24 protein-coding genes are annotated in these 24,205 nt (G+C 66.9%); 14 read left to right on the plus strand and 10 right to left on the minus strand.

The window, feature by feature from the left end:
* Positions 1–7: 7 nt before the first annotated feature.
* The 8 genes from gtrS to VQ067_RS09605 all read left to right on the plus strand — a co-directional run bounded on the left by gtrS (position 8) and on the right by VQ067_RS09605 (position 8,753).
* Positions 8–1,429: a two-component system sensor histidine kinase GtrS gene (gtrS, locus tag VQ067_RS09570; protein WP_003130488.1), complete on the plus strand. Its 1,422-nt coding sequence runs from the start codon at positions 8–10 to the stop codon at positions 1,427–1,429.
* 72 nt (positions 1,430–1,501) lie between these two features.
* Positions 1,502–1,840, plus strand: coding sequence for an endonuclease domain-containing protein (locus tag VQ067_RS09575; RefSeq protein WP_308462930.1), 339 nt, complete (start codon positions 1,502–1,504; stop codon positions 1,838–1,840).
* A gap of 113 nt (positions 1,841–1,953) precedes the next feature.
* A complete protein-coding gene (locus tag VQ067_RS09580) occupies positions 1,954–3,216 on the plus strand; it encodes an ABC transporter substrate-binding protein (RefSeq protein ID WP_003091472.1) in 1,263 nt (420 codons plus the stop codon).
* A gap of 100 nt (positions 3,217–3,316) precedes the next feature.
* On the plus strand, positions 3,317–4,249 hold the full coding sequence (locus tag VQ067_RS09585; protein ID WP_003091471.1) for a carbohydrate ABC transporter permease: 933 nt from the start codon (positions 3,317–3,319) through the stop codon (positions 4,247–4,249).
* Entirely contained in the window at positions 4,242–5,087 is an 846-nt protein-coding gene (locus tag VQ067_RS09590) for a carbohydrate ABC transporter permease (RefSeq protein WP_003091470.1), read from the plus strand. Before VQ067_RS09585 ends, VQ067_RS09590 begins: the two co-directional genes overlap by 8 nt.
* A 32-nt stretch (positions 5,088–5,119) precedes the next feature.
* A complete protein-coding gene (locus tag VQ067_RS09595; protein ID WP_003114840.1) occupies positions 5,120–6,280 on the plus strand; it encodes an ABC transporter ATP-binding protein in 1,161 nt (386 codons plus the stop codon).
* Positions 6,281–6,323: 43 nt separating this feature from the next.
* Positions 6,324–7,688 (plus strand): carbohydrate porin OprB, encoded by a 1,365-nt coding sequence (oprB, locus tag VQ067_RS09600; protein ID WP_003116413.1) that lies wholly within the window; start codon positions 6,324–6,326, stop codon positions 7,686–7,688.
* 213 nt (positions 7,689–7,901) lie between these two features.
* On the plus strand, positions 7,902–8,753 hold the full coding sequence (locus tag VQ067_RS09605) for a D-hexose-6-phosphate mutarotase (RefSeq protein ID WP_340080822.1): 852 nt from the start codon (positions 7,902–7,904) through the stop codon (positions 8,751–8,753).
* Between the two features lie 8 nt (positions 8,754–8,761).
* Here VQ067_RS09605 and VQ067_RS09610 read toward each other — a convergent pair whose 3' ends face one another.
* A complete protein-coding gene (locus VQ067_RS09610; RefSeq protein WP_003091466.1) occupies positions 8,762–9,619 on the minus strand; it encodes a MurR/RpiR family transcriptional regulator in 858 nt (285 codons plus the stop codon).
* A gap of 186 nt (positions 9,620–9,805) precedes the next feature.
* Here VQ067_RS09610 and zwf point away from each other — a divergent pair, with 186 nt between their 5' ends.
* The 3 genes from zwf to VQ067_RS09625 are packed head-to-tail and all read left to right on the plus strand — an operon-like array spanning position 9,806 to position 12,658.
* On the plus strand, positions 9,806–11,275 hold the full coding sequence (gene zwf / locus VQ067_RS09615) for a glucose-6-phosphate dehydrogenase (RefSeq protein ID WP_003091465.1): 1,470 nt from the start codon (positions 9,806–9,808) through the stop codon (positions 11,273–11,275).
* The gene (gene pgl / locus VQ067_RS09620; protein ID WP_003130495.1) at positions 11,262–11,978 is read left to right on the plus strand and encodes a 6-phosphogluconolactonase; all 717 of its coding nucleotides are present in this window, start codon (positions 11,262–11,264) and stop codon (positions 11,976–11,978) included. The genes zwf and pgl overlap by 14 nt, the downstream gene beginning before the upstream one ends.
* Before the next feature lie 17 nt (positions 11,979–11,995).
* Positions 11,996–12,658, plus strand: a complete 663-nt coding sequence (locus tag VQ067_RS09625; protein ID WP_003138452.1) for a bifunctional 4-hydroxy-2-oxoglutarate aldolase/2-dehydro-3-deoxy-phosphogluconate aldolase — start codon at positions 11,996–11,998, stop codon at positions 12,656–12,658.
* Positions 12,659–12,747: 89 nt separating this feature from the next.
* Here the strand turns inward: VQ067_RS09625 and VQ067_RS09630 are convergent, their stop codons facing one another.
* The gene (locus VQ067_RS09630; RefSeq protein WP_003107683.1) at positions 12,748–13,185 is read right to left on the minus strand and encodes an NUDIX hydrolase; all 438 of its coding nucleotides are present in this window, start codon (positions 13,183–13,185) and stop codon (positions 12,748–12,750) included.
* Positions 13,186–13,332: 147 nt separating this feature from the next.
* Between VQ067_RS09630 and rluB the strand changes: the two genes are divergently transcribed.
* A complete protein-coding gene (gene rluB, locus VQ067_RS09635; RefSeq protein WP_003113439.1) occupies positions 13,333–14,493 on the plus strand; it encodes a 23S rRNA pseudouridine(2605) synthase RluB in 1,161 nt (386 codons plus the stop codon).
* A 92-nt stretch (positions 14,494–14,585) separates the two neighbouring features.
* On the plus strand, positions 14,586–14,963 hold the full coding sequence (locus VQ067_RS09640; RefSeq protein WP_003138455.1) for a hypothetical protein: 378 nt from the start codon (positions 14,586–14,588) through the stop codon (positions 14,961–14,963).
* A gap of 106 nt (positions 14,964–15,069) precedes the next feature.
* Here VQ067_RS09640 and VQ067_RS09645 read toward each other — a convergent pair whose 3' ends face one another.
* The 8 genes from VQ067_RS09645 to VQ067_RS09680 all read right to left on the minus strand — a co-directional run bounded on the left by VQ067_RS09645 (position 15,070) and on the right by VQ067_RS09680 (position 22,978).
* The gene (locus VQ067_RS09645; protein WP_003105929.1) at positions 15,070–15,993 is read right to left on the minus strand and encodes a GGDEF domain-containing protein; all 924 of its coding nucleotides are present in this window, start codon (positions 15,991–15,993) and stop codon (positions 15,070–15,072) included.
* A gap of 228 nt (positions 15,994–16,221) precedes the next feature.
* The gene (gene gltS / locus VQ067_RS09650) at positions 16,222–17,436 is read right to left on the minus strand and encodes a sodium/glutamate symporter (RefSeq protein WP_003105930.1); all 1,215 of its coding nucleotides are present in this window, start codon (positions 17,434–17,436) and stop codon (positions 16,222–16,224) included.
* A 38-nt stretch (positions 17,437–17,474) separates the two neighbouring features.
* Positions 17,475–18,410, minus strand: coding sequence for a formimidoylglutamase (gene hutG / locus VQ067_RS09655; protein ID WP_003113438.1), 936 nt, complete (start codon positions 18,408–18,410; stop codon positions 17,475–17,477).
* Between the two features lie 15 nt (positions 18,411–18,425).
* Positions 18,426–19,154, minus strand: a complete 729-nt coding sequence (locus VQ067_RS09660) for an IclR family transcriptional regulator (protein WP_003113437.1) — start codon at positions 19,152–19,154, stop codon at positions 18,426–18,428.
* 158 nt (positions 19,155–19,312) lie between these two features.
* Positions 19,313–20,053, minus strand: coding sequence for a YciK family oxidoreductase (locus VQ067_RS09665; protein ID WP_003113436.1), 741 nt, complete (start codon positions 20,051–20,053; stop codon positions 19,313–19,315).
* Positions 20,054–20,117: 64 nt separating this feature from the next.
* Positions 20,118–20,798 carry an N-acetylmuramic acid 6-phosphate phosphatase MupP gene (mupP, locus tag VQ067_RS09670; protein ID WP_010895650.1) on the minus strand — a complete coding sequence of 227 codons (681 nt, stop codon included), beginning with the start codon at positions 20,796–20,798 and terminating at the stop codon, positions 20,118–20,120.
* A complete protein-coding gene (ubiG, locus tag VQ067_RS09675) occupies positions 20,795–21,493 on the minus strand; it encodes a bifunctional 2-polyprenyl-6-hydroxyphenol methylase/3-demethylubiquinol 3-O-methyltransferase UbiG (protein ID WP_003113434.1) in 699 nt (232 codons plus the stop codon). The genes mupP and ubiG overlap by 4 nt, the downstream gene beginning before the upstream one ends.
* Positions 21,494–21,643: 150 nt before the next feature.
* A complete protein-coding gene (locus VQ067_RS09680; RefSeq protein WP_019395867.1) occupies positions 21,644–22,978 on the minus strand; it encodes a TRZ/ATZ family hydrolase in 1,335 nt (444 codons plus the stop codon).
* A 109-nt stretch (positions 22,979–23,087) separates the two neighbouring features.
* Here VQ067_RS09680 and mtnA point away from each other — a divergent pair, with 109 nt between their 5' ends.
* Positions 23,088–24,164 (plus strand): S-methyl-5-thioribose-1-phosphate isomerase, encoded by a 1,077-nt coding sequence (gene mtnA, locus VQ067_RS09685; RefSeq protein WP_003091449.1) that lies wholly within the window; start codon positions 23,088–23,090, stop codon positions 24,162–24,164.
* Positions 24,165–24,205: the final 41 nt, after the last annotated feature.

Raw genomic sequence — 24,205 nt, forward strand, 5'->3', positions numbered from 1 at the left:
GTCGCCGGTGCCGCGCTCGCTGCTCGGGCGCATGCTGCTCCTGACCCTGCTCGCGGTGCTGGTCGCGCAAGGGCTTTCCAGCCTGTTCTGGCTGTCGCACCTGCGCTCCAGCCAGCGCGAGGGCCTGCTCACCAGCTCGCGCAGCCTGGCCTACTCGATGGCGGCCAGCGTCAGCTACTTCCGTTCCCTGCCGCTCGGCTACCGTCCGCTGGTGCTCGACCAGTTGCGCAGCATGGGCGGTACGCGCTTCTTCGTCTCGCTGAACGACCGGCCGCTGGAGATGCGTGCCCTGCCGGACACGCCGAACAAGCAGGCGGTGCTGGAGATCGTCCAGGATGTGTTGCACCAACGCCTGGGCAAGGAGGTCGAGCTGCAGGTCGAATTCGTCAGTCCCGACGAGCTGCGCCTGTTCAACGGCGCGCTGAAGCTCGACGAGCTGCCGCGTTCCTGGGCGCACTACGCGCTGACCCTGGAGCCGGTGAACCCGCCGGTGCTGGTGACCCAGATCCGCATCGGCGACAGCGAGTGGCTGTACATCGCCAGCCTGATGCCGGCGCCGTACGTCAGCCTGGAACCCGAGGGACTGCAACCGCAGCAGGTGCTCTCGATCGTTTTCACCAGCCTGTTGCTGCTGCTTTTCACCGGCTTGCTGATGCATTGGCAGAGCCGTCCGCTCAAGCGCCTGGCGCGCGCCGCACGCGACCTGGCCCTGGGCAGTCCGTCGGCAGCGCTGGAGGAACGCGGCGCCAGCGAACTGGTGGAGGTGGCGCGCGCCTTCAACACCATGCACGAGCGCATCGACCGCTACCTGAACGAGCGCGGACAGTTGTTCAGCGCCATCTCCCATGACTTGCGCACGCCGATCACCCGCCTGCGCCTGCGGGTAGAACTCCTCGAGGACGAGCGCTTGCAGGAGAAGTTCGGGCGCGACCTGGACGAGCTGGAACTGCTGGTGAAGGGCGCGCTGCAATGCGTGAAGGACACCGATATCCACGAGAACGTCGAGCCGGTCGACCTCAACCTGTTGCTCCAGCACATCGCCGAGCCCTACCTGGCCGATGGCCGGGTGGAGGTCGTCGGTCGCGCCGCGGAGCCTTATCCGGGCAAGCCCCTGGCGCTCAAGCGCTGTATCGGCAACCTGCTGGACAATGCGCTGAAATACGGCGAACGCGCCCGCCTGAGCCTGGAGGACGGGCCGGAAGCGGTGGTGCTGCACGTCGACGACGACGGCCCCGGCGTGCCCGAGCAGCGCCTGGAACAGATCTTCGAGCCGCGCTTCCGCCTGTCTCCGCGAGGGCAGGGCTACGGGCTGGGCCTGGGCATCGCGCGCAACATCGCGCACACCCATGGCGGTGAAGTCAGTTTGCAGAACCGTCGCGAGGGCGGCCTGCGGGTCAGCCTGCGCTTGCCGCGCCTGGGGCTGGAGTGATGGGCTGGCTTGGCGGGCCCTTGAACGAGGCAGGTAGGCACGAGGTTCTCCCGCGTTCTGTGGCAGCGGCAGATAGAGGCGGAGCGGGCGCTATGGCAGTGTTTGCGCGGGCATCGATTGCTCGGGCTGAAGTTTCGTCGGCAGAAGATACTCGGGCCGTACATCGTCGATTTCGTCTGTCATGAGCGGATGCTGGTGATCGAACTGGATGGCGGGCAGCATGTGGGTTCGCCGGCCGATGCCTGGCTGGAGAGCCGGGGTCCAGGGTACTGCGGTTCTGGAACGACAACGTGCTGGCTCGCAGGGAGGTGGTGCTGGAGGTCATTCTCGTGTTGTAGGAGGTTTCTGTCGCGAAACCGCCTTGCCGAGTTCAAGTCCAGATTTTCCTGCTCTGCCTCAATTCCAATGTAACCACTCCGTGACAAACCCGGATCGCTTCGTTACCCGCGACGCGGAACGCTTGAATAGACTCGAAGCATTGCAAGCGCAGACTTGCTCCGAATAACAAGAAGAAGGTTTTCCTCATGAATGCGATCCGTCGCCTCTCTGCCGTCATCTGTCTTTCCTCCCTCTGTCTCTCCCCGCTGCTGGCTCAGGCCGGCGAAGTCGAAGTGCTGCACTGGTGGACCTCCGCCGGCGAGAAGCGCGCCGCCGAAACCCTGAAGAAGCTGGTCGAAGCCAAGGGCCACACCTGGAAGGACTTCGCCGTGGCCGGCGGTGGCGGCGAGGCGGCGATGACCGTGCTGAAGACCCGCGCGGTGTCCGGCAATCCGCCGGCCGCGGCGCAGATCAAGGGGCCGGATATCCAGGAGTGGGGCGAACTGGGCCTGCTCGCCGACCTCAACGCGGTGGCCGCCGAAGGCAAGTGGGACAGCCTGCTGCCGAAGCAGGTGGCGCAGATCATGAAGTACGACGGCGACTACGTAGCAGTGCCGATCAACGTACACCGGGTCAACTGGCTCTACATCAACCCGGAAGTGTTCAAGAAGGCCGGCGCCACCCCGCCGACCACCCTCGACGAACTGTTCGTCGCCGCCGACAAGCTCAAGGCCGCCGGTTTCACGCCGCTGGCCCATGGCAGCCAACCGTGGCAGGACGGCACCGTGTTCGAGAACCTGGTGCTGAGCAAGATGGGCCCGGAAGGCTATCGCAAGGCCTTCGTCGAACAGGACAAGGCGACCCTCACCGGAGCGCAGATGGTCGAGGTGTTCGCCGCGCTGAAGAAGCTCCGCGGCTACGTCGATGCCGACGCCGCCGGTCGCGAATGGAGCGCCGCCACGGCGATGGTGATCAACGGCAAGGCCGGGATGCAGATCATGGGCGACTGGGCGAAGAGCGAATTCACCGCCGCCGGCAAGGTGCCGGGCAAGGACTACCAGTGCCTGCCGTTCCCCGGCACGCAGAAGGCCTTCGACTACAACATCGACTCGCTGGTGATGTTCAAGCTGAGCAACGCGGAGAACCGCAAGGCCCAGGAAGACCTGGCGCGCAGCGTGCTCGATCCGTCCTTCCAGAAGGACTTCAACCTCAACAAGGGCTCCATCCCGGTTCGCCTGGACGCCGACATGGCGCCGTTCGACAGTTGCGCCCAGCAGTCGATGAAGGACTTCAAGCAGGCTTCCCAGGACGGCAACCTGGTGCCGAGCATGGCCCACAGCATGGCCGCTTCCAGCTACGTGCAGGGGGCGATCTTCGACGTGGTGACCAACTTCTTCAACGACCCCGCCGCGGACCCGCAGAAGGCCGCCCAGCAACTGGCGGCCGCCATCGAGGCGGCGGCGCAGTAAGTCCCTGGCGCGGAGCCCGGCCTGGGCTCCGCTCGATCCTCCCGACTGGCTCCGTGCCGCCGAGCGGCACGGGTGGGTTCCTTCGCACGCGAGAAAACGCATGGCGACCAATTCCCCTGTCTATCCCACGGCTCCGGTAGCGCCTCGTCGCGTCTCGCCGCTCGATCGCCTGCAAGGCTGGCTGCCGAAGCTGGTGCTGGCGCCAAGCGTGGTCGTGGTGCTGTTCTGCATGTATGGCTACATCGGCTGGACGCTGCTGCTGTCCTTCACCAACTCGCGCTTCATGCCCAGCTACAAGTGGGCCGGGCTGAGCCAGTACCAGCGCCTGTGGGACAACGACCGCTGGTGGGTGGCGAGCAAGAACCTGCTGCTCTTCGGCGGCTCGTTCATCGCCATCTGCCTGGTGCTCGGAGTGTTCCTCGCAGTGCTGCTGGACCAGCGCATCCGCCGCGAAGGCTTCATCCGTACCCTCTACCTGTATCCCATGGCGTTGTCGATGATCGTCACCGGCACCGCCTGGAAGTGGCTGCTCAATCCGGGCCTGGGCCTGGACAAGCTGCTCCGCGACTGGGGCTGGGAAGGTTTCCGCTTCGACTGGCTGGTGGACCCGGAGCGGGTCGTCTACTGCCTGGTGATCGCCGCCGTGTGGCAGGCCTCCGGCTTCGTCATGGCGCTGTTCCTCGCCGGCCTGCGCGGGGTCGACCCGGCCATCGTGCGCGCCGCCCAGGTCGACGGTGCGAGCCTGCCGACCATCTACCTGCGCATCGTCCTGCCGAGCCTGCGCCCGGTGTTCTTCAGCGCGCTGATGATCCTCGCCCATATCGCGATCAAGAGCTTCGACCTGGTGGCGGCGATGACCGCCGGCGGGCCGGGTTATTCCTCCGACCTGCCGGCGATGTTCATGTATGCGCATACCTTCACCCGTGGCCAGATGGGGCTCGGCGCGGCGAGCGCGATGCTGATGCTCGGCGCGGTGCTGGCGATCGTGGTGCCTTACCTGTATTCCGAACTGCGAGGCAAGCGCCATGCGTGACGCGTCCCTGAACCCGAGCTTCAGCGTCAGCCGCCTGGCCGTGCACCTGACCCTCTGGGGCGCCTGCGCGCTTTACCTGGTGCCGCTGCTGGTGATGCTGCTGACCAGCTTCAAGACGCCGGACGACATCCGCACCGGCAACCTGCTGTCGCTGCCCGACACCTTCACCGTCATCGGCTGGCTCAAGGCCTGGGACAGCGTCGGCGCGTTCTTCTGGAACTCGGTGCTGATCACCGTGCCCGGCGTGCTGATCTCCACCTTCATCGGCGCGTTGAACGGCTACGTGCTGTCGATGTGGCGCTTCCGCGGTTCCCAGCTGTTCTTCGGCGCGCTGTTGTTCGGCTGCTTTCTACCGTTCCAGGTGATCCTCCTGCCGATGTCCTTCACCCTCGGCAAGCTCGGCCTGGCCAATACCACCAGTGGCCTGGTGCTGGTCCACGTGATCTACGGCCTGGCCTTCACCACGCTGTTCTTCCGCAACTATTTCGTGGCGATCCCGGATGCCCTGGTCAAGGCCGCGCGCCTGGACGGCGCCGGTTTCTTCACCATCTTCCTGCGCATCCTGCTGCCGATGTCCACGCCCATCGTGATGGTCTGCCTGATCTGGCAGTTCACCCAGATCTGGAACGACTTCCTGTTCGGCGTGGTGTTCGCCAGCGGCGATTCGCAACCGATCACCGTGGCCCTGAACAACCTGGTGAACATCACCACCGGGGTCAAGGAATACAACGTCGACATGGCCGCGGCGATGATCGCCGCGCTGCCCACGCTGGTGGTCTACGTACTGGCCGGCAAGTACTTCGTGCGCGGCCTCACCGCCGGCGCCGTGAAAGGCTGAGACGGGTCGCTGACCCCGGAGACGAACGAAACATGGCAACCCTCGAACTGCGCAACCTGCACAAGAGCTACGGCAGCGGCCTGGCCGATACCCTCAGGGACATCCGGCTGAAGATCGACTCCGGCGAATTCCTGATCCTCGTCGGGCCCTCGGGTTGCGGCAAGTCGACCCTGATGAACTGCATCGCCGGGCTGGAGAGCATCACCGGCGGTGCGATCCTGGTGGACGGCCAGGACATCAGCGGCATGAGCCCCAAGGACCGCGACATCGCCATGGTCTTCCAGTCCTACGCCCTGTACCCGACCATGAGCGTGCGCGAGAACATCGCCTTCGGCCTGAAGATCCGCAAGATGCCCCAGGCCGCCATCGACGAGGAGGTGGCGCGGGTGGCCAGGCTGTTGCAGATCGAGCACCTGCTCGAACGCAAGCCCTCGCAGCTCTCCGGCGGCCAGCAGCAGCGGGTGGCCATGGGCCGGGCGCTGGCGCGGCGGCCCAAGGTCTACCTGTTCGACGAGCCGCTGTCCAACCTCGATGCCAAGCTGCGGGTGGAAATGCGCACCGAGCTGAAGCTGATGCACCAGCGGCTGAAGACCACGACCGTGTATGTCACCCACGACCAGATCGAGGCCATGACCCTCGGCGACAAGGTGGCGGTGATGAAGGACGGCGTCATCCAGCAGTTCGGCACGCCGCAGCAGATCTACAACGACCCGGCCAACCTGTTCGTCGCCAGCTTCATCGGTTCGCCGCCGATGAATTTCATTCCGTTGCGCCTGCAGCGCCGGGACGGACGCTGGACCGGCCTGCTCGATAGCGGCCAGGACCGTATCGAACTGCCGCTGAGCCTGGAGCCCGGCCTGGAGGAGGGGCGCGAGCTGATCCTCGGCGTACGACCGGAGCAGATCGCCCTGGGCGATGGCAGCGCTGCCCATGACCTGCGTACCGAGGTCGAGGTGCTCGAACCGACCGGGCCGGACACCCTGGTCTTCGTCACCGTCAACCAGGTCAAGGTCTGTTGCCGCCTGGCGCCGGACGTCGCGCCGGCCGCGGGCAGCGGCATGAGCCTGCGCTTCGATCCCGCGCGGGTCCTGCTGTTCGACGCGCAGAGCGGCGAGCGCGTGGCCGTGCGCACGGCGGGCGTGGCGGCGGAGAAGGTCACCGCCTTGAACGGCAATCGCCAGAAGAACTCCTGAATCCTTTCGTACTGCCTAGACCACAACCACGAGGACGCTGGAAATGTACAAGAACAAGAAAACCAGACCGGCCGCCAGGACCGTTGGCTGCCTGTTTGCCCTTGGAGCGCTGGGCTTGGGGAGCGCGGCGCACGCCGCCGAGGCGTTCTCCCCGAACTCGAAATGGATGCTCGGCGACTGGGGCGGCAAGCGCACCGAGCTGCTGGAGAAGGGCTACGACTTCAAGCTGGAGTACGTCGGCGAGGCGGCGGCCAACCTCGACGGCGGCTATGACGACGACAAGACAGGACGCTACACCGACCAGTTCGCCCTGGGCGTGCACATGGACCTGGAGAAGATCCTCGGCTGGAAGGCTACCGAGTTCCAGTTCACCGTCACCGAGCGCAACGGCAAGAACCTTTCCAACGACCGCATCGGCGACCCGCGTGCCGGGCACATCAGCTCGGTGCAGGAGGTCTGGGGCCGCGGGCAGACCTGGCGGCTGACCCAGCTGTGGCTCAAGCAGCAGTACTTCGACGGCGCGCTGGACGTGAAATTCGGCCGTTTCGGCGAGGGCGAGGACTTCAACAGCTTCCCCTGCGATTTCCAGAACCTGGCCTTCTGCGGCTCGCAGGTGGGCAACTGGGCGGGGAGCATCTGGTACAACTGGCCGGTCAGCCAGTGGGCGTTGCGGGTGAAGTACAACTTCGCGCCGGACTGGTACGTGCAGGTCGGCGCCTACGAGCAGAACCCGTCGAACCTGGAGACCGGCAACGGCTTCAAGATGAGCGGCAGCGGGACCAAGGGCGCGCTGCTGCCGGTGGAGCTGATCTGGCAGCCGAAGGTCGGCGCCGAGCAACTGCCGGGCGAGTACCGGCTGGGCTACTACTACAGCACGGCGAAGGCCGATGACGTCTACGACGACGTCGACGGCCAGCCGCAGGGGCTGACCGGCAACGACTTCAAGTCGCGCGGCAGCAAGCATGGCTGGTGGGTGGTGGCGCAGCAGCAGGTCACTTCGCACAACGGCGATGCTTCGCGCGGGTTGAGCCTGTTCGCCAACCTGACGGTCCACGACAAGGCGACCAACGTGGTGGACAACTACCAGCAGCTCGGGGTGGTCTACAAGGGTCCGTTCGATGCGCGGCCGAAGGACGACATCGGCCTGGGCATCGCGCGCATCCACGTCAACGACGATGTGAAGAAGCGCCAGCGCCTGGTGAACCAGGTGAACGGCATCGACGATTACGACAACCCGCTGTACCAGCCGCTGCAGGACACCGAGTACAACGCCGAGCTGTACTACGGGGTGCATGTGACCGACTGGCTGACGGTGCGGCCGAACCTGCAGTACATCAAGCAGCCGGGCGGGGTCGACGAGGTCGACAACGCGCTGGTGGCGGGGATCAAGATCCAGACGGTGTTCTGACCGTCGCGTTGCCTGCTCCGGTGTTGTGCCTGGGCCCGCCCGAGCGTTTCGGGCGGGCCGTTTTTTCCGGCGACCGCTCTTCCCGGCTGCCTGTTACAAACCGACTACGCTTTTCCTGTGCCGATCATTTGGGGCTTGCGTGCGAAATGTAGTAAAACTACACGGATGCACGCCCGGGCTTTCCGGGAAGGGGAGAGGGTAGGACAATCGGACATGCTTGAGCATCCGCTGCAGCGTTTCTTTCATTCCATGCGGGCCAAGCGACCGTTCGACTGGGTACGCTTCCAACGTCGCGATCTGCTGTTGATCGACCATCCGCTGTGCCAGGCCGTATTCAGTCGGCAAGGGGCGCAGCTCCTGCATTTCCAGCCGCAGGGCGAACGCCCGTTGCTGTGGTGCGCCAGCGAATGGCCGGCCCTCAGCAGTACGCCGGTGCGCGGCGGCATCCCGGTCTGCTGGCCGTGGTTCGGCAGCCATCCGAACGGCAGCGAATGGCCGCAGCAGGGCTGGGCGCGGCAACGCGAATGGCGCCTGCTGGATGCCTACGCCGACGAAAGCAAGGTGGTGGTGAGCTGGCAACTGGACCTGGAGGACTGGCACGTGCGCCTCGATGCGCGCCTTGGCCAGCGCCTGGAGCTGGAGCTGTGCAGCTACCATGAGGAAGACGACGATTGCCTGTTCAGCTTCGCCCTGCAGCCCTACTGGCGGGTCGGCGCGCTGAGCCGGGTGGTGGTGCACGGCATGGAGCTGGAGTCGGCTCGCGGCCAGCGCGGCGCTTCGCGGATTCCGGGAACCTGGATACCGCGCGGCGCGGTCAAGCAGGTGCTCTACCATCCCGGATCGCTGGTGCTGGAGGACGGCGGCTGGAACCGCCGCTTGCGGATCGACAAGAACGTCAGCGCCGGCAGCGTGATCTGGCACCCCGGCAGCCGCCCGGTGGAGCAGGTCGAGCCGGGCGAAGCGGAACGCTTCCTCTGTATCGGCGCCGCTGGCTACCGCCCGGGTGGGCTGATCCTGGCGCCCGGCGAACGCATGCGCCTGAGTCTCGCCGCCGGCCTGCAATAGGCGGGCGGTCAGTTGTCCTCGTCGAGGGGATAGCGGGTCGGCACCAGGCTTTCCTTGATCCGCCGCAGGTGCGGCTGGAAGTCCACGCCGCGGCGCAGGGTCACTCCGGTGGCCAGTACGTCGAGCACGGTGAGCTGGACGATCCGCGAAGTCATTGGCATGTAGATGTCGGTGTCTTCCGGCAGCGGGATGTCCAGGCACAGGGTGCTGGCCCTGGCCAGCGGCGAGCCGGCGGCGGTCAGGCCGAGCACCGAGGCGCCGTTCTCCCGCGCCAGGTGCGCCACCTCCACCAGCTCGCGGGTGCGTCCGGTATAGGAAATCACCACGAACAGGTCGCCGGTATGCGCCACCGAGGCGATCATCCGTTGCATCAGCACGTCGGCCTGGGCGCTCACCGCCAGGTTGAAGCGGAAGAACTTGTGCTGCGCGTCGAGCGCTACCGAGGCCGAGGCGCCGAGACCGAAGAAGTGGATCTGCCGGGCCTGGATCAACAGGTCCACGGCGCGGTCGATGACGCGTGGGTCGAGCAGCTTGTGGGCGCTGTCGAGGGAGGCGATGGTGTTGCTGAAGATCTTCCGTGTATAGGCTTCCGGCCCGTCGTCCTCGGCTACCGCCTGGGTCACGAAGGCAGCGCCGCTGGCCAGGCTCTGGGCCAGCTGGATCTTCAGTTCCGGATAGCCGCTCATGCCGAAGGAGCGACAGAAGCGGTTCACCGTCGGTTCGCTGACCGCTGCCGCCTGGGCCAGGGCGGCGATGCTGAAGCGGGTGGCCTGCTGCGGGTTCTGCAGGATGACCTCGGCGACTTTGCGCTCCGCCTTGTTCAGTTCGTCCAGGCGGCTCTGGATCTGCTCCAGCAGGTTTTTCATCCGGGTTCCTCGTGTTCTGTCGGCCCGGCGGGGAAGGGCCGGCGGCGGCGCCTATCCTAACGTCAGGCCGGCATGCGACCAACAGCGTGGCGGGCTGGGAAAAATATGTTGTTTAATTACTACATATTTGTCTTAATTGCGCAGTGGATGGCTCAATATCACTCAATATTTGGTTGGTAACAACAAATGCCTGATGTCCGCGTTCTGCCTTGCACGTTAGCGCTGTTCGGTGCGCTGGGCGATCTCGCCTTGCGCAAGCTGTTCCCGGCGCTCTACCAACTCGATCGCGAGAACCTGCTGCACCGCGATACCCGCGTCCTGGCCCTGGCCCGTGACGAAGGCGCTCCCGCCGAACACCTGGCGACGCTGGAGCAGCGCCTGCGCCTGGCGGTGCCGGCGAAGGAGTGGGACGACGCGGTCTGGCAGCGTTTCCGCGAACGCCTCGACTACCTGAGCATGGACTTCCTCGACCCGCAGGCCTATGTCGGCTTGCGCGAGGCGGTGGACGACGAACTGCCGCTGGTCGCCTACTTCGCCACGCCGGCCTCGGTGTTCGGCGGCATCTGCGAGAACCTCGCCGCCGCCGGTCTCGCCGAGCGCACCCGGGTGGTGCTGGAGAAGCCCATCGGTCATGACCTGGAGTCGTCCCGCGAGGTCAACGAGGCAGTCGCCCGGTTCTTCCCGGAAAGCCGCATCTACCGGATCGACCATTACCTGGGCAAGGAGACGGTGCAGAACCTGATCGCCCTGCGCTTCGCCAACAGCCTCTTCGAGACCCAGTGGAACCAGAACCACATCTCCCACGTGGAGATCACCGTGGCCGAGAAGGTCGGCATCGAAGGCCGCTGGGGCTACTTCGACCAGGCCGGGCAACTGCGCGACATGGTGCAGAACCACCTGCTGCAACTGCTCTGCCTGATCGCCATGGATCCGCCCAGCGACCTTTCGGCGGACAGCATTCGCGACGAGAAGGTCAAGGTGCTCCGCGCCCTCGAGCCGATTCCCGCCGAACAACTGGCTTCGCGCGTGGTGCGTGGGCAGTACACCGCCGGTTTCAGCGACGGCAAGGCAGTGCCGGGCTACCTGGAGGAGGAACATGCGAATCGCGACAGCGACGCGGAAACCTTCGTCGCCCTGCGCGTGGACATCCGCAACTGGCGCTGGTCGGGCGTGCCGTTCTACCTGCGCACCGGCAAGCGCATGCCGCAGAAGCTGTCGCAGATCGTCATCCACTTCAAGGAGCCGCCGCACTACATCTTCGCTCCCGAGCAGCGTTCGCTGATCAGCAACCGGCTGATCATCCGCCTGCAGCCGGACGAAGGTATCTCCCTGCAAGTGATGACCAAGGACCAGGGCCTGGGCAAGGGCATGCAATTGCGTACCGGCCCGCTGCAACTGAGTTTTTCCGAGACCTACCACGCGGCGCGGATTCCCGATGCCTACGAGCGTCTGCTGCTGGAGGTCACCCAGGGCAACCAGTACCTGTTCGTGCGCAAGGACGAGGTGGAGTTCGCCTGGAAGTGGTGCGACCAGCTGATCGCTGGCTGGGAACGCCTGAGCGAAGCGCCCAAGCCGTATCCGGCGGGGAGTTGGGGGCCGGTGGCCTCGGTGGCCCTGGTGGCCCGCGATGGGAGGAGTTGGTATGGCGATTTCTGAGTTGAAGCTGCCGGCCGGCGTCGGCCTGCAGGTCTGGGGCAGCGCCGCCGAGCAGGCCCGCGGCCTGGCCGCCGAGGTCGCCGGCCGGTTGCGCTCGGCGCTGGCCGAGCAGGGCCAGGCGCTGCTGGTGGTGTCCGGTGGGCGCAGTCCGGTGGCCTTCCTCGAAGCCTTGAGCGAGGAGCCGCTGGACTGGTCGCGGATCACCCTCAGCCTGGCCGACGAGCGCTGGGTGCCGGAGTCGCATGCCGATAGCAACGCCGGCCTGGTTCGCCGCCACCTGCTCCGTGGCGAGGCGGCGAAGGCGCGCTTCATCGGCCTCTACCAGCCGGCGGCGAGCCTGGAGGAAGCGGCCGAGCTGGCCGACCACCACCTGCACGAGCTGCCGTTGCCGATCGACGTGCTGGTCCTTGGCATGGGCGACGACGGCCATACCGCCTCGCTGTTCCCGAACAGCCCTGGCCTGGACCTGGCGATGGATCCCCAGGGCACGCGCCGTTGCCTGCCGATGTGGGCGCCGAGCGTGCCGCACCAGCGCCTGACCCTACCGCGCGCCGTGCTGGCGGCGGCGAAGGTGCAGCTGCTGGCGATCCAGGGCCAGTCCAAGCTGGCCACCCTGAACACCGCGCTGGCGGTCGAGGACGAACGGCGGATGCCGGTTCGCGCCTTCCTCCGCGCGCCGCTGACGATCCATTGGTACCCCTGAGTGGCGGAGCTGTAGCCATGCACAACCTTGAACAGAAGACCGCCCGCATCGACACGCTGTGCCGGGAGGCGCGCATCCTCCCGGTGATCACCATCGACCGCGAGGCGGACATCCTGCCGATGGCCGATGCCCTCGCCGCCGGCGGCCTGACCGCCCTGGAGATCACCCTGCGCACGGCACACGGGCTGACCGCCATCCGTCGCCTCAGCGAGGAGCGCCCGCACCTGCGCATCGGCGCCGGCACCGTGCTCGACCCGCAGACCTTCGCCGCCGCGGAAAAGGCCGGGGCGAGCTTCGTGGTCACCCCGGGATGCACTGACGAGTTGCTGCGCTTCGCCCTGGACAGCGAAGTCCCGCTGTTGCCCGGCGTGGCCAGCGCTTCCGAGATCATGCTCGCCTACCGCCATGGCTACCGCCGCTTCAAGCTGTTTCCCGCCGAGGTCAGCGGCGGCCCGGCGGCGCTGAAGGCGTTCTCGGGACCATTCCCCGATATCCGCTTCTGCCCCACCGGAGGCGTCAGCCTGAACAATCTCGCCGACTACCTGGCGGTACCCAACGTGATGTGCGTCGGCGGCACCTGGATGCTGCCCAAGGCCGTGGTCGACCGCGGCGACTGGGCCCAGGTCGAGCGCCTCAGCCGCGAAGCCCTGGAGCGCTTCGCCGAGCACCGCAGACACTGAGACTGCCCGCCTGGGCATGCCCGGCTTCGGCCGGGTTTTTTTATGCCGTCCGGATTATCCGGGGCATGGAACGGCTGACGTCATCGGCGTTATTCGCCGATGCGCCGGCGTTCCCGCAGATAGTCGCCGAGCCGGCTCTGCAGGTAGGGTACGGCCATGGCATGCGCGAGGTAGGCGTCCACCTCCATCAATCGCCAGTATTGTCCTTCGTCGCCGAAGCGGATGGCCTCGAATTCGCGGTCCTCCAGGCGCGCCACCAGGAAGTAGGCGAAGGGCGCGCTGCCGCTGGTGCTCGGATACTGTCGCTGCCATTCGATACGAGGTTCTTCCAGGCGGATGGAGAACTCTTCCTCGAGTTCGCGCAGGGCGCATTCGGCAGGCGTCTCCAGGCCCTCGCGGCCGCCGCCGGGAAAGTCCCAGTAGCCGGGGAAGGGAATGCCGGGTTTTTCGTCGCGTTTGTAGACGACCAAGTGGTCGCCATAGAACAGCGCCAGCTTGGCGCCGCTGAAGGGAGGGACATCGTGCACCGGGGCCTCCGGGTGGCGGGGTGGGTGAACCCGGCCTAGTGTAGCGGGATTGTCCGGGTTTCCGCCCGGGGACGGTGCTTTGTCCTGACGAAGCGCGTATGATGCGCGCCCTTCGATTCGTTGCCAGCCACACCGGGAGGTGCCCAGATGAACGATACCCCAGAGAATCCCCACGTACCGGTCGGGGAAAAACTGCAGAAAGTCCTCGCCCGTCTCGGCGTCGGTTCCCGGCGCGACGTAGAAGTGTGGATCGCCGAAGGTCGGGTCAACGTCAATGGCAGCGTGGCCAGCCTCGGCCAGCGGGTCGACAGCCACGATGCGATCACCGTCGATGGCCACCTGATCCGCCGCGAAGAGGCCGCCGAGAGTGTCCGTCGCGTGCTGATCTACAACAAGCCGGAAGGCGAGGTCTGCACCCGCGACGATCCGGAAGGCCGCCCGACCATCTTCGACCGCCTGCCGCGCCTGCGCACCGGTCGCTGGATCAATGTCGGTCGCCTGGACATCAATACCACCGGCCTGCTGCTGTTCACCACCGATGGCGAACTGGCCAACCGCCTGATGCATCCTTCCTATGAGATGGACCGTGAATACGCGGTACGGGTGCGCGGCGAGGTCACCGAAGAGATGATCGAGCGCCTGCTCAACGGCGTGATGCTCGAGGACGGCCCGGCCAAGTTCAGCGATATCCAGCAGGCGCCGGGCGGCGAAGGCTTCAACCACTGGTACCACTGCGTAGTGATGGAGGGCCGCAACCGCGAGGTGCGCCGGTTGTGGGAATCCCAGGGATTGGTGGTCAGCCGCCTGAAGCGAGTGCGTTTCGGCCCGGTGTTCCTGACCTCCGAGCTGACCATGGGCCGCTACCGCGAAATGGACCAGCGCGAAATCGACATCCTCAGCGAGGAAGTCGGCCTCAAGCCGGTGGCGCTGCCGGGCATGACCACCAAGGCGCGCGAGAAGGCCGAACGCCAGCAGCGCAAGCAGGCCCGTCCGCTGGCGCGCAGCGAGCGTCCGGAAGCCGGGCGCAAGCGTGCGCCAAGGCGCGAGGACGGCGAGAATGCCGCTCGTCGCGCGCCGGCTTCGCGTCCCGCGCGCGGTCCGCAGCCGAGCGCCGAGCGCAAGGGGCGCGAGCAGGGCACTCCGGTTGCCGAGCGGCCCCGCGAGAGCAACCGCAAGCCGCGCCCGAGCAAGCCGCGCGACGAGCGTCCGGCCAGCGCGCCGGGCGACAAGCCGGCGGCCCGCAAGCCGCAGGTCAAGCGGCGGCCGAAACCGGCCGGCGACGGTATGCGTCCGGGCTTCCGCCGCTGAGCGGAAAGCGCCCTGGAAAGGCCCCTTCGGGGGCCTTTTTCATGCCTGGGAATCGGTGTCTAATGGTCGCCCGCACACAAGGAGGTGGTGAAATGCACAGGATCCTGGCTATCGCGCTCTGCATGCTATGGAGCGTCGCCGGGCTGGCCGAGGATGCGGCGATGCCGGCGCAGAGCTGTGCAAGCCTTGGCGAGGCGACGGCCGGCCCCGAGGACAACTTCCGTCCGCCGCTGGAGGGCGAGGTGATCGACAAGGGGCGCGCCTATTTCCACAGCGCGCCGCGTGCCGACTGTGTCACCGGGGTCTTCGTGATTCCCGGCGACTTCGTTACTGTCTACAAGCCGAGCGGCGAGTGGCTGAACGTCATGTACCTGGCTCGAGGCGGCAAGGAAACCAGCGGCTGGCTGCTGGAGAAGCGCGTCCGCTTGCGCCAGGCCTATGGCGCCCCGGACGAGCCGGCGCAGCCATAAGAGGCAGGACCTTGGCGGAAACCGTGACTGCGCCGGTGAGAGCCGTTGCTACTGCCGTCGCCCGATGCGCCCGCTCCGCGCTTCGGGGTGTGCGAGTCGGCAAGCCTCAGGCGCAGCGCAGGCGGTTGCGGCCGTCGCGCTTGGCTTCGTAGAGCGCCTCGTCGACCCGTCGCAGCAGGTCGTCGCTGCCTTCGCCGGGCCGCAGGTCGGCGCAACCGAGGCTGATCGACAGCTTCAGCGGTTCGCCGGCGTGCCGGTAGTCCAGTTCCTCCACCGCCTGGCGCAGGCGTTCGCCGACCATGCAGGCAGCCTGCAGCGGCGTGCTGGACAGCAGGACGAGGAATTCCTCGCCGCCGAAGCGGAACACCATGTCGACATTGCGCAGGTGGTCCTTGATGGTTTCCGCCACGGCCTTGAGGGCTTCGTCGCCGACGGCGTGACCGTAGTGGTCGTTGACCCGCTTGAAGTGGTCGATATCGAGCATCAGCACCGAGAGCGGTTGCAGGTTGCGCCGGGCCAGTTCCAGTTCGCGGCCGAGCGCCTGGTCCATGGCGATGCGGTTGCCGGTGCCGGTCAGGGCGTCGCGCAGGGCGGTCTGGATCGCGGCGCGATAGAGCAGGGCGTTGCGCAGCGGGAACAGCAGGGTGCCGAGCAGGCTCTCCAGTTGCCGTTGTTCGTCTTCGCCGAGGCGCTGGCGGCGACGGAAGATCAGTTCGCCGAGGTAGTCGCTGTCATGGCTCAGGCGATAGCTCACCGAATGCTTGGCGCTGCTGCCGAACTCCAGGCGCAGGTCGGAGCCCGGATGGCGGTAGCCAAGGGCGTCCAGCGGGATCAGTTGGCGGACTTCCTCGAAGAACAGGCCGAGAATCCGCTCTGCCTCCAGGCTGCTCTGCAACTGTAGGGTCAGTTGCTGGCGCAACTCCGTCAGGTTGCTGGCGCGCGGCCCGCTGGCGTTGCCGCCGGGCTGGGGGCCGCGCTTCTGCTTGGCGGCGTCGAAATCGATGGTATTGGACTGCTTGGGAGGAGCCATGCGCGGAACCTCTGGCGCGAAAGACGGCGACAGTAGGGCTAAGGCGAGTTTCGTGCCAGCCAACTGAAGAACGGAGAAATCAGAGGCACAGACAGGTTTTCCTAGGAATGGTTTCCACATTCTGTAGGAATTTCGGAGAGATTTCGACGGAATAATGGCGTTTTGCTGGCGAGTGGCCGAGGCGCTCGTCGGAAAGCTGGCGCTCCGCTAGCGGAGCGCCGCCATGGTTCAACTGAAGGCGTTGATGAACCAGGTGATCGCCGGGATGGCGACGAGATCGATCAGTACCGCGCCGCACAGGGGCACGATGATGAAGGCCTTGTGCGAGAACACCCGATAGTGCTCGCAGACCGCGCCCATGTTGGCCACCGCGTTGGGCGTGGCGCCCAGGCCGTGGCCGAGGAAGCCGGCGCAGAGCACCGCGGCGTCGTAGTTGCGGCCGAGCAGGCGGAACAGCACGAAGATCGTCAGTAGCAACAGCACCGCGACCTGGATGAACAGTACGCCGAGCAGCGGCAGGCCGAGGTTCTCCAGCTCCCAGAACTTCAGGCTCATCATCGCCATGGTCAGGAAGATGCCCAGGCAGACGTCGCCCAGGGTACCGACGGCGTGGTCCGGAATGCGCAGCCAGCCGAGCCGGTCGTCGAGGTTGCGCAGGACGATGGCGATGAACATCGCCCCGACATAACTGGGCAGCACCAGGCCCAGGCGTTCCTCGAGCGCGTCGCCGAGCCAGAAGCCGAGCACCATCACCAGCAGCACGCAGGTCAGCAGGCGCAGCAGGAGATTGCCGTCCAGCGTGGCCGCCGCATGCTGGCGTCGCTCCTGCTGGCCGAGGGCTTCCAGCCGATTGTCGCTTTCCGCCTGCACCGGCAGGCGGTTGCGTTCGATCAGCCAGCGCGCCACCGGGCTGCCGAGCAGCCCGCCAGCGACCATGCCGAAGGTGGCCGAGGCCAGCGCCACGGTGGTCGCGCCCTGGGCGCCGAGCCCTTCCGCAACCGGGCCGAAGGCCGCCGCCGCGCCGAAGCCGCCTTCCAGCGAGACCGCGCCGGCCATGATCCCGAGCAACGGGTCGAGGCCGAGCAGTCCGGCGCTGCCGACGCCGATCAGGTTCTGCAGTATCGCCAGCGCCCAGCAGGCCGACAGGTAGACCAGCAGGGTCTTGCCGCCCTTGCGCAGCAGGCCGAGGCTGCCACCGAGGCCGACGGTGGTGAAGAACGCCACCATCAGGGGTGTCTGCAGGCTGGTGTCGAGGCCGATGTCGAGCCAGCCGCGATCCCTGAGCAGCCAGACCAGGAAGGCGAAGCCGAAGCCGGCGATCACCGGCGACGGTACGCACAGACGTGTCAGCCAGCGGCTGCGCTTCTTCAATTGGCTGCCGAGGGCGAGCAGGAGCAGGGCGAGGGCGGTGGTGGACAGGGCGTCCAGGTGCAATGTCGGCATGGCGTGGCTCTATTGTTGTTGTGTGGGCGAAAGGGCGATCAGTTGACCAGGCTGTCGACCAGGCGCGCGGCGATCCGGGCGGTGCGCTGGTCGCTATCGAGTTGCGGGTTGAGTTCGGCGATGTCAGCCAGGCGCAGCTTGCCGCTGGCCTTGGCGCGGCGGACCAGGTGCTCCACCACCGGCATCTCCACGCCGTGCGCCGAGGGCGCGCTGACGCCGGGCGCCTGGGCGGCCGGGAGTACGTCGAGGCAAACGGTCAGGTAGAGGTGGTCGACGGATTGCAGGAAGCCGTCGAGGAAGGCTTCGCTGCGTTCCAGGTTCCACGGCTGCAACTGACGGTCCAGCAGGTAGCGCACACCCAGGCGCTGGGCCTGGTCGAACAGCGCCGCGGTGTTGCTCAGGCGGCTGATGCCCAGGCAGCAGTAGGCGAACGGCCAGTCGCTGGCCTGGCAGAGTTCGGCGATCTGGCGGAACGGCGTGCCGGAGCTGGCCCGTTCGGCGTGGCGCAGGTCGAAATGCGCGTCGAAATTGAGGATACCGATGCGCGGCAGGCGCTCATGCCGACTCAAGTGGCGGGCGAGGCCGGCGAAGCTGGCGTAGGCGATTTCGTGGCCGCCGCCCAGTCCGACCACCCGGTGGCCGCACGCGAGCAGGTCGGCGACGCGTTGCGCGTAGCATTCCTGGGCGGCTTCCAGATCGTCGCCGGCGACGATGTCGCCGGCGTCGTAGATCGCTTGCTCGCCGTGCCAGGCCAGGTTGGCCAGCGCGCGACGCAAGGCTGGCGGTCCGTGGCGCGCGCCCTGGCGACCCTGGTTGCGGCGCACGCCTTCGTCGCTGGCGAACCCGAGCAGCACGCTGGCCGCTTCGGCGTCGTCTGCGTAGGGACGCATCCATTGGTGCCAGCGCCGCGCGTCGGCGCCTTCCTGGCTATCGATCCGGCCTTGCCAGAGGCTCATGTCGGGGGCGGGGTACATCGAAACTCCTGTCGGTCAGTCCAGCCGCGCGGAAAGTCGCGCGGCGGCGTCGAGGGTCCATTGCCGCAAGCATTCGCTGCGCGACTGGGCGCGCAAGGCGGGGGCCATCAGGCTGAGGGCGCCGTGCAGGCGCTGGCGGCTGTCCAGCAGCGGTACGCTGATGCCCCAGACGCCTTCGTCGATCTCGCCCTGGCTGACGGCGTAGCCCTGTTCGCGGATCAGCCGGAGTTCCTGCTCCAGCTTGTCGATACGCTCGGCGGAGAGTTCCTGGGCGAGGTACAGCTCCTCGCGCCGTTCGTCCTCCAGGTGCGCCAGCAGGGCTTTGGCCGAGGCGCCATGCAACAGCGGCTGCGCCAGCCCTTTCTGGTAGCAGCAGCGCAGCGGCTGCGGACTGTCGAACAGTTCCAGGCAGATCGCCTGCTGGTTGCTGGCCACCATCAGCGCCACGCTCTCCTGGCTCAGGTCGGCCAGGCGCTTGAGTTCCGGTTTGGCGAGACCGATCAGCGAGGCCTCGCGATCGAATTTCTTCGCCAGTTGCAGGCAGGCCGGGCCGGGCAGGTAGCGGCCCTGGCCGGCCTGTTCTTCGGCCAGGCCCCAGCGCAACAGGGTCTTCAGGTGCCGGTAGGTGCTGCTCAGCGGCTGCCCCAGGGTCAGCGACAGCTCCTTGGCAGACAGGGCTTCGGGAGCCTGGCCGAGGGCAATGAGGATCTGCAGCAGGCGATCGGTGGGGGAATGCTTCGACATGGGAACTCCTTGACCCACAGGGTGAAGGCGATTTCCCGGAAAATGAAACCACTTTCCCACTCAGTGGGAAAAATATGCAAAAAGAATGGGAAGTTCCGGACGGGAAGAGGGAAGGGAAGGACAGGGCAGCCTCGCCGGGCGGCGAGGCTGCCGGGGAATCACTGGGCGTCGAAGGCCTGGCCGTTGACGCCGGCGCTGTCCGGCCCCATGAGGTACAGGTAGACCGGCATGATCTCCTCGCCGGTGGGGTTGTTCAGCGGGTTTTCCCCAGGGTAGGCGAGGGCGCGCATACTGGTGCGGGTGGCGCCGGGGTTGACGCTGTTGGCGCGGATCGCGCTGGTACCGTCGAGTTCGTCGGCAAGGGTCTGCATCAGGCCCTCGGTGGCGAACTTCGATACCGAATAGGCGCCCCAGTAGGCGCGGCCCTTCCGGCCCACGCTGCTCGAGGTAAAGATGATTGAGGCGTCGCTGGAGAGCTTCATCAGCGGCAGCATGGCGGTGGTCAGCATGAACATGGCATTGACGTTCACCTGCATCACGCGCATGAAGTTCTCCCCGGAAATCTGCTGCATCGGTGAGCGCGGACCGAGGATCGAAGCGTTGTGCAGCAGGCCGTCGATGTGGCCGAACTCGTTCTCCAGGGTTGCCGCCAGTTCCTCGAACTGGTGCGGCTGGGCGGTCTCCAGGTTGAACGGGATCACGGCGGCCTGCGGATGGCCGGCGGCCTCGATGGCGTCGTAGACCTCGTTCAGGTACTCCTCGGTCTTGCCCAGCAGCAGCACGGTGGCGCCGTGGGCGGCGAAGGTCTTGGCGGCGGCGGCGCCGATGCCGCGGCCGGCGCCGGTGACCAGGATCACGCGGTCTTTCAGCAGGTCGGGGCGGGCGGAGTACTGGAACATGTCGAATCCTTTGAATGCATGACCCGCCTGGCGGCGGGTCGTTGTCTGTCGGCGGCGCTGCGGATCAGCAGTCGCAGAGCGCGCGGTCGAGAACGTCGATGAGTTCGCGCGGGTGGTCGACGATCACGTCGGCGCCCCAGTGCGCGGGGTTGTCTTCGGGGTGGATGTAGCCGTAGCGCACCGCCGCGGTCTTGGTCCCGGCGTCGCGGCCGGATTCGATGTCGCGCAGGTCGTCGCCGATGAACAGCACCCTCGACGGATCGATGCCGAGCTGGCTACAGGCCAGTAGCAGCGGCTCGGGATCGGGCTTGCTGCGGGTCACGTGGTCCGGACAGACCAGCACCCTGGAACGCTCGGCGTAGCCCAGGCGCTGCATGATCGGTTCGGCGAAGCGCACCGGCTTGTTGGTCACCACGCCCCAGATCAACCCGGCTTTCTCGATCGCCGCGAGCAGTTCGGGGATGCCGTCGTAGGGCCGGCTGAGAACCGCGCAATGCTCCTGGTAGCGGTCGAGGAACTCCTGGCGCAGGGGTTCCACTTCCGGGCTGTCCAGCGACAGGCCGAAGGCCGCGGCAACCATCGCGCGCGCGCCGCCGGAGACCACGTCGCGCACCCGTTGCTCGTCCACCGGCGGCAGGCCGTGGGCGGCACGCATGGCCTGGGTGATGGCGATGAAGTCCGGCGCCGTGTCGAGCAGGGTGCCATCCATGTCGAACAGTACCGCTTTGAGCCGCATGCGCTTCACGCCTCCCGCTTGGTCTGGACCATGTAGTTGACGTCGACGTCGTTGGCCAGCTTGTAGTGCTTGGTCAGCGGGTTGTAGGTCAGGCCGATGATGTCCTTGACCTCGAGACCGGCCTCGCGCGACCAGGCGCCGAGTTCCGACGGACGAATGAACTTGCGGAAATCGTGGGTCCCGCGCGGCAGCAACTGGAGGATGTATTCCGCGCCGATCACCGCGAACAGGTAGGCCTTGGGATTGCGGTTGATGGTCGAGAGGAATACCTGTCCGCCCGGCTTGACCAGGCGGTGGCAGGCGCGGATCACCGAGGCCGGGTCCGGCACGTGTTCGAGCATCTCCAGGCAGGTGACCACGTCGAATTGCCCGGGCATTTCCTCGGCCATCTGCTCGGCGGTGATCTGCCGGTAGTCGACGGCGACGCCGGATTCCAGCTGGTGCAGGCGCGCCACCGCGAGCGGCGCTTCGCCCATGTCGATGCCGGTGACGCTGGCGCCGCGCTGGGCCATGGCTTCGCTGAGGATGCCGCCGCCGCAACCGATGTCGAGCACCTTCTTGCCGGCCAGGCCGGCGCGCTCGTCGATCCAGTTGACGCGCAGCGGGTTGATGTCGTGGAGCGGCTTGAACTCGCTCTCGCGGTCCCACCAGCGATGGGCCAGTGCCTCGAATTTGGCGATCTCGGCGTGGTCGACGTTGCTCATAATCGTTCCCGTTGAAGAGTGAAGCCTTTGGGGGAAGGGCCGCGGCGGCGGAATCCAATCCTTCATGTTGCCAGCTTTGGCGGAGGGATGGGGCCGGCGGCGGTTCGCCTTCCTATGTCAGTTTGTCGCAGCGGGGCGGCCCGCCGCGGTTCAGGACCTGTCGCTGGCGGCGATCTTCGCCCCCCATTCGCGGGCCCTGGCGATCAGGCGCTGTTCGTCGTGACGGAGCAGGCGGCCGTCGTCGAGGAGTTGCCTGCCGCCGACCCAGACGTGCCGCACGCAGTCGCGGCCGCTGGCATAGATAAGTTGCGAAACCGGGTCGTAGACCGGTTGCTGGGCCAGGCCGGACAGGTCGAAGGCCACCAGGTCGGCGGCCTTGCCGGCTTCCAGGGAGCCGATCAGGCGCTCCAGGCCAAGCGCGCGGGCGCCGTTCAGGGTGGCCATGCGCAGCGCGCGGTGGGCGTCGAGGGCGGTGGCCTGGCCGTACACGGCCTTGGCCAGCAGCGCCGCGGTGCGGGTCTCGCCGAGCAGGTCGAGATCGTTGTTGCTCGCCGCGCCGTCGGTGCCGATGGCCACGTTGACCCCGACCTGCCAGAGCTTTTCCACCGGGCAGAAGCCGCTGGCCAGCTTGAGGTTGGATTCCGGGCAGTGGATCACCGAGCTGTTGGTTTCCACCAGCATCGCCAGGTCGTCGTTGTCTACCTGGGTCATGTGCACCGCCTGGAAGCGTGGGCCGAGCAGGCCGAGGCGGTGCAGGCGGGCCAGCGGGCGCTCGCCGTTGCGCTCCATGGCCTGCTCCACCTCGAAGGCGGTCTCGTGGACATGCATCTGGATGCTGGCGTCGAGTTCCTCGGTGAGCACCAGGATCTGCTCCAGCTTGTCGTCGCTCACCGTATAAGGTGCGTGCGGGCCGAAGGCGATGCGGATGCGCGGGTGGTGCTTGAGGTCGTCGAACAGCGCCATGCCCTGGCGGATCGCCTCGGCGCTGTCGCGGGCGCCGGGGATCGGGAAGTCCAGTACCGGGATCGCCACCTGGGCGCGGACCCCGCTGTCATGGACCACGCCGCAGATGGCCTGTGGATAGAAGTACATGTCGGAGAAACAGGTGATGCCGCCCTTTACCTGTTCGGCGATGGCCAGCTCCGTGCCGTCGCGGATGAAATCCTCGCTGACCCATTGGCCTTCGGCCGGCCAGATGTGGTCCTGCAGCCAGGTCATCAGCGGCAGGTCGTCGGCGAGACCGCGGAACAGACTCATCGCCGAATGGCCGTGGGCGTTGACCAGACCGGGGGCGAGCAGCATGCCCGGCAATTCGCGGATTTCCGTGGCGCCATGGCGCATGGCCTGCTCGCGCGGCGCGACCAGGGCGATCTGGCCGTCGCGGATGCCCAGCGCGTGGTCGCGCAGCACCACCCCGGCGGGCTCCACGGGGACGATCCAGGTCGGCAGCAGGAGGAGGTCGAAGGGGTTACGGACGTTGGGCATGGCGGCGCATCCTGGGCGCAGAGCGGGAAGCCGGAAGTATACCCGAGCGTCCGCGGCTGGGGCTCGTTATAATCCGCAGCTTTTCCGTGATTCAGCGAGAGGTGTGTGCATGCGAGAGCGACTGCTGGCGGCCGAGCGGGTCAAGGCGATCGAGTGGCGGGACGGTACGCTGCGGTTGCTGGATCAGCGCCTGCTGCCCCAGGAGGAGGTCTGGCTCGAACACGAGTCGGCGGCCGAGGTGGCCAAGGCCATTCGCGATATGGTCGTGCGCGGCGCGCCGGCCATCGGCATCAGCGCCGCCTACGGCATCGTCCTTGGCGCCCGCGCGCGCCTGGCGCAGGGCGGCGACTGGCGCGCCGCGCTGGAGGAGGACTTCCGCCTGCTGGCCGACTCGCGACCCACGGCGGTCAACCTGTTCTGGGCGCTGAACCGCATGCGCGACCGTCTGGAGCGAATGAAAGAGGGCGACCAGCCGCTGGCGGTGCTGGAAGCCGAGGCGATCTCCATCCATGAAAGCGACCGCGAGGCCAACCTGACCATGGCCCAGTTGGGCATGGAGCTGATCCGCAAGCAGCAGGGCAGCCCGCAGAACATCCTCACCCACTGCAATACCGGCGCCCTGGCGACCGGCGGGTTCGGCACCGCGCTGGGGGTGATCCGCGCCGCGCACCTGGAAGGCCTGGTCAATCGCATCTACGCCGACGAAACCCGGCCCTGGCTCCAGGGCTCGCGACTGACCGCCTGGGAGCTGGCCAACGAAGGCATCCCGGTCAGCCTGAACGTGGATTCGGCCGCCGCGCACCTGATGAAGACCGAAAACATCACCTGGGTCATCGTCGGCGCCGACCGCATCACCGCCAATGGCGATGTCGCCAACAAGATCGGCACCTACCAGCTGGCGGTCAACGCCATGCACCACGGCGTGCGCTTCATGGTGGTGGCGCCGAGTTCGACCATCGACATGAACCTGGAGAGCGGCGAGGACATCCCGATCGAAGAGCGCGACGGTCGCGAACTGCTGGAAATCGGCGGGCGACGGGTGGCGGCCGAGGTCGATGCCTATAATCCGGTATTCGACGTGACCCCGGCGGACCTTATCGATGCCATCGTGACCGAGCGTGGCGTCGTCGAGCGTCCTGACGCCGAGCGCATGGCCGCCCTGATGAGCCGCAAGCGCCTGCATTGAACGAGGCGACTGGAGGTCGTCCCCGCCAGGGCCTTTGCCTT

It is taken from the genome of Pseudomonas sp. KBN12P06040 (assembly GCF_037574965.1).
Taxonomy (GTDB): domain Bacteria; phylum Pseudomonadota; class Gammaproteobacteria; order Pseudomonadales; family Pseudomonadaceae; genus Pseudomonas; species Pseudomonas aeruginosa.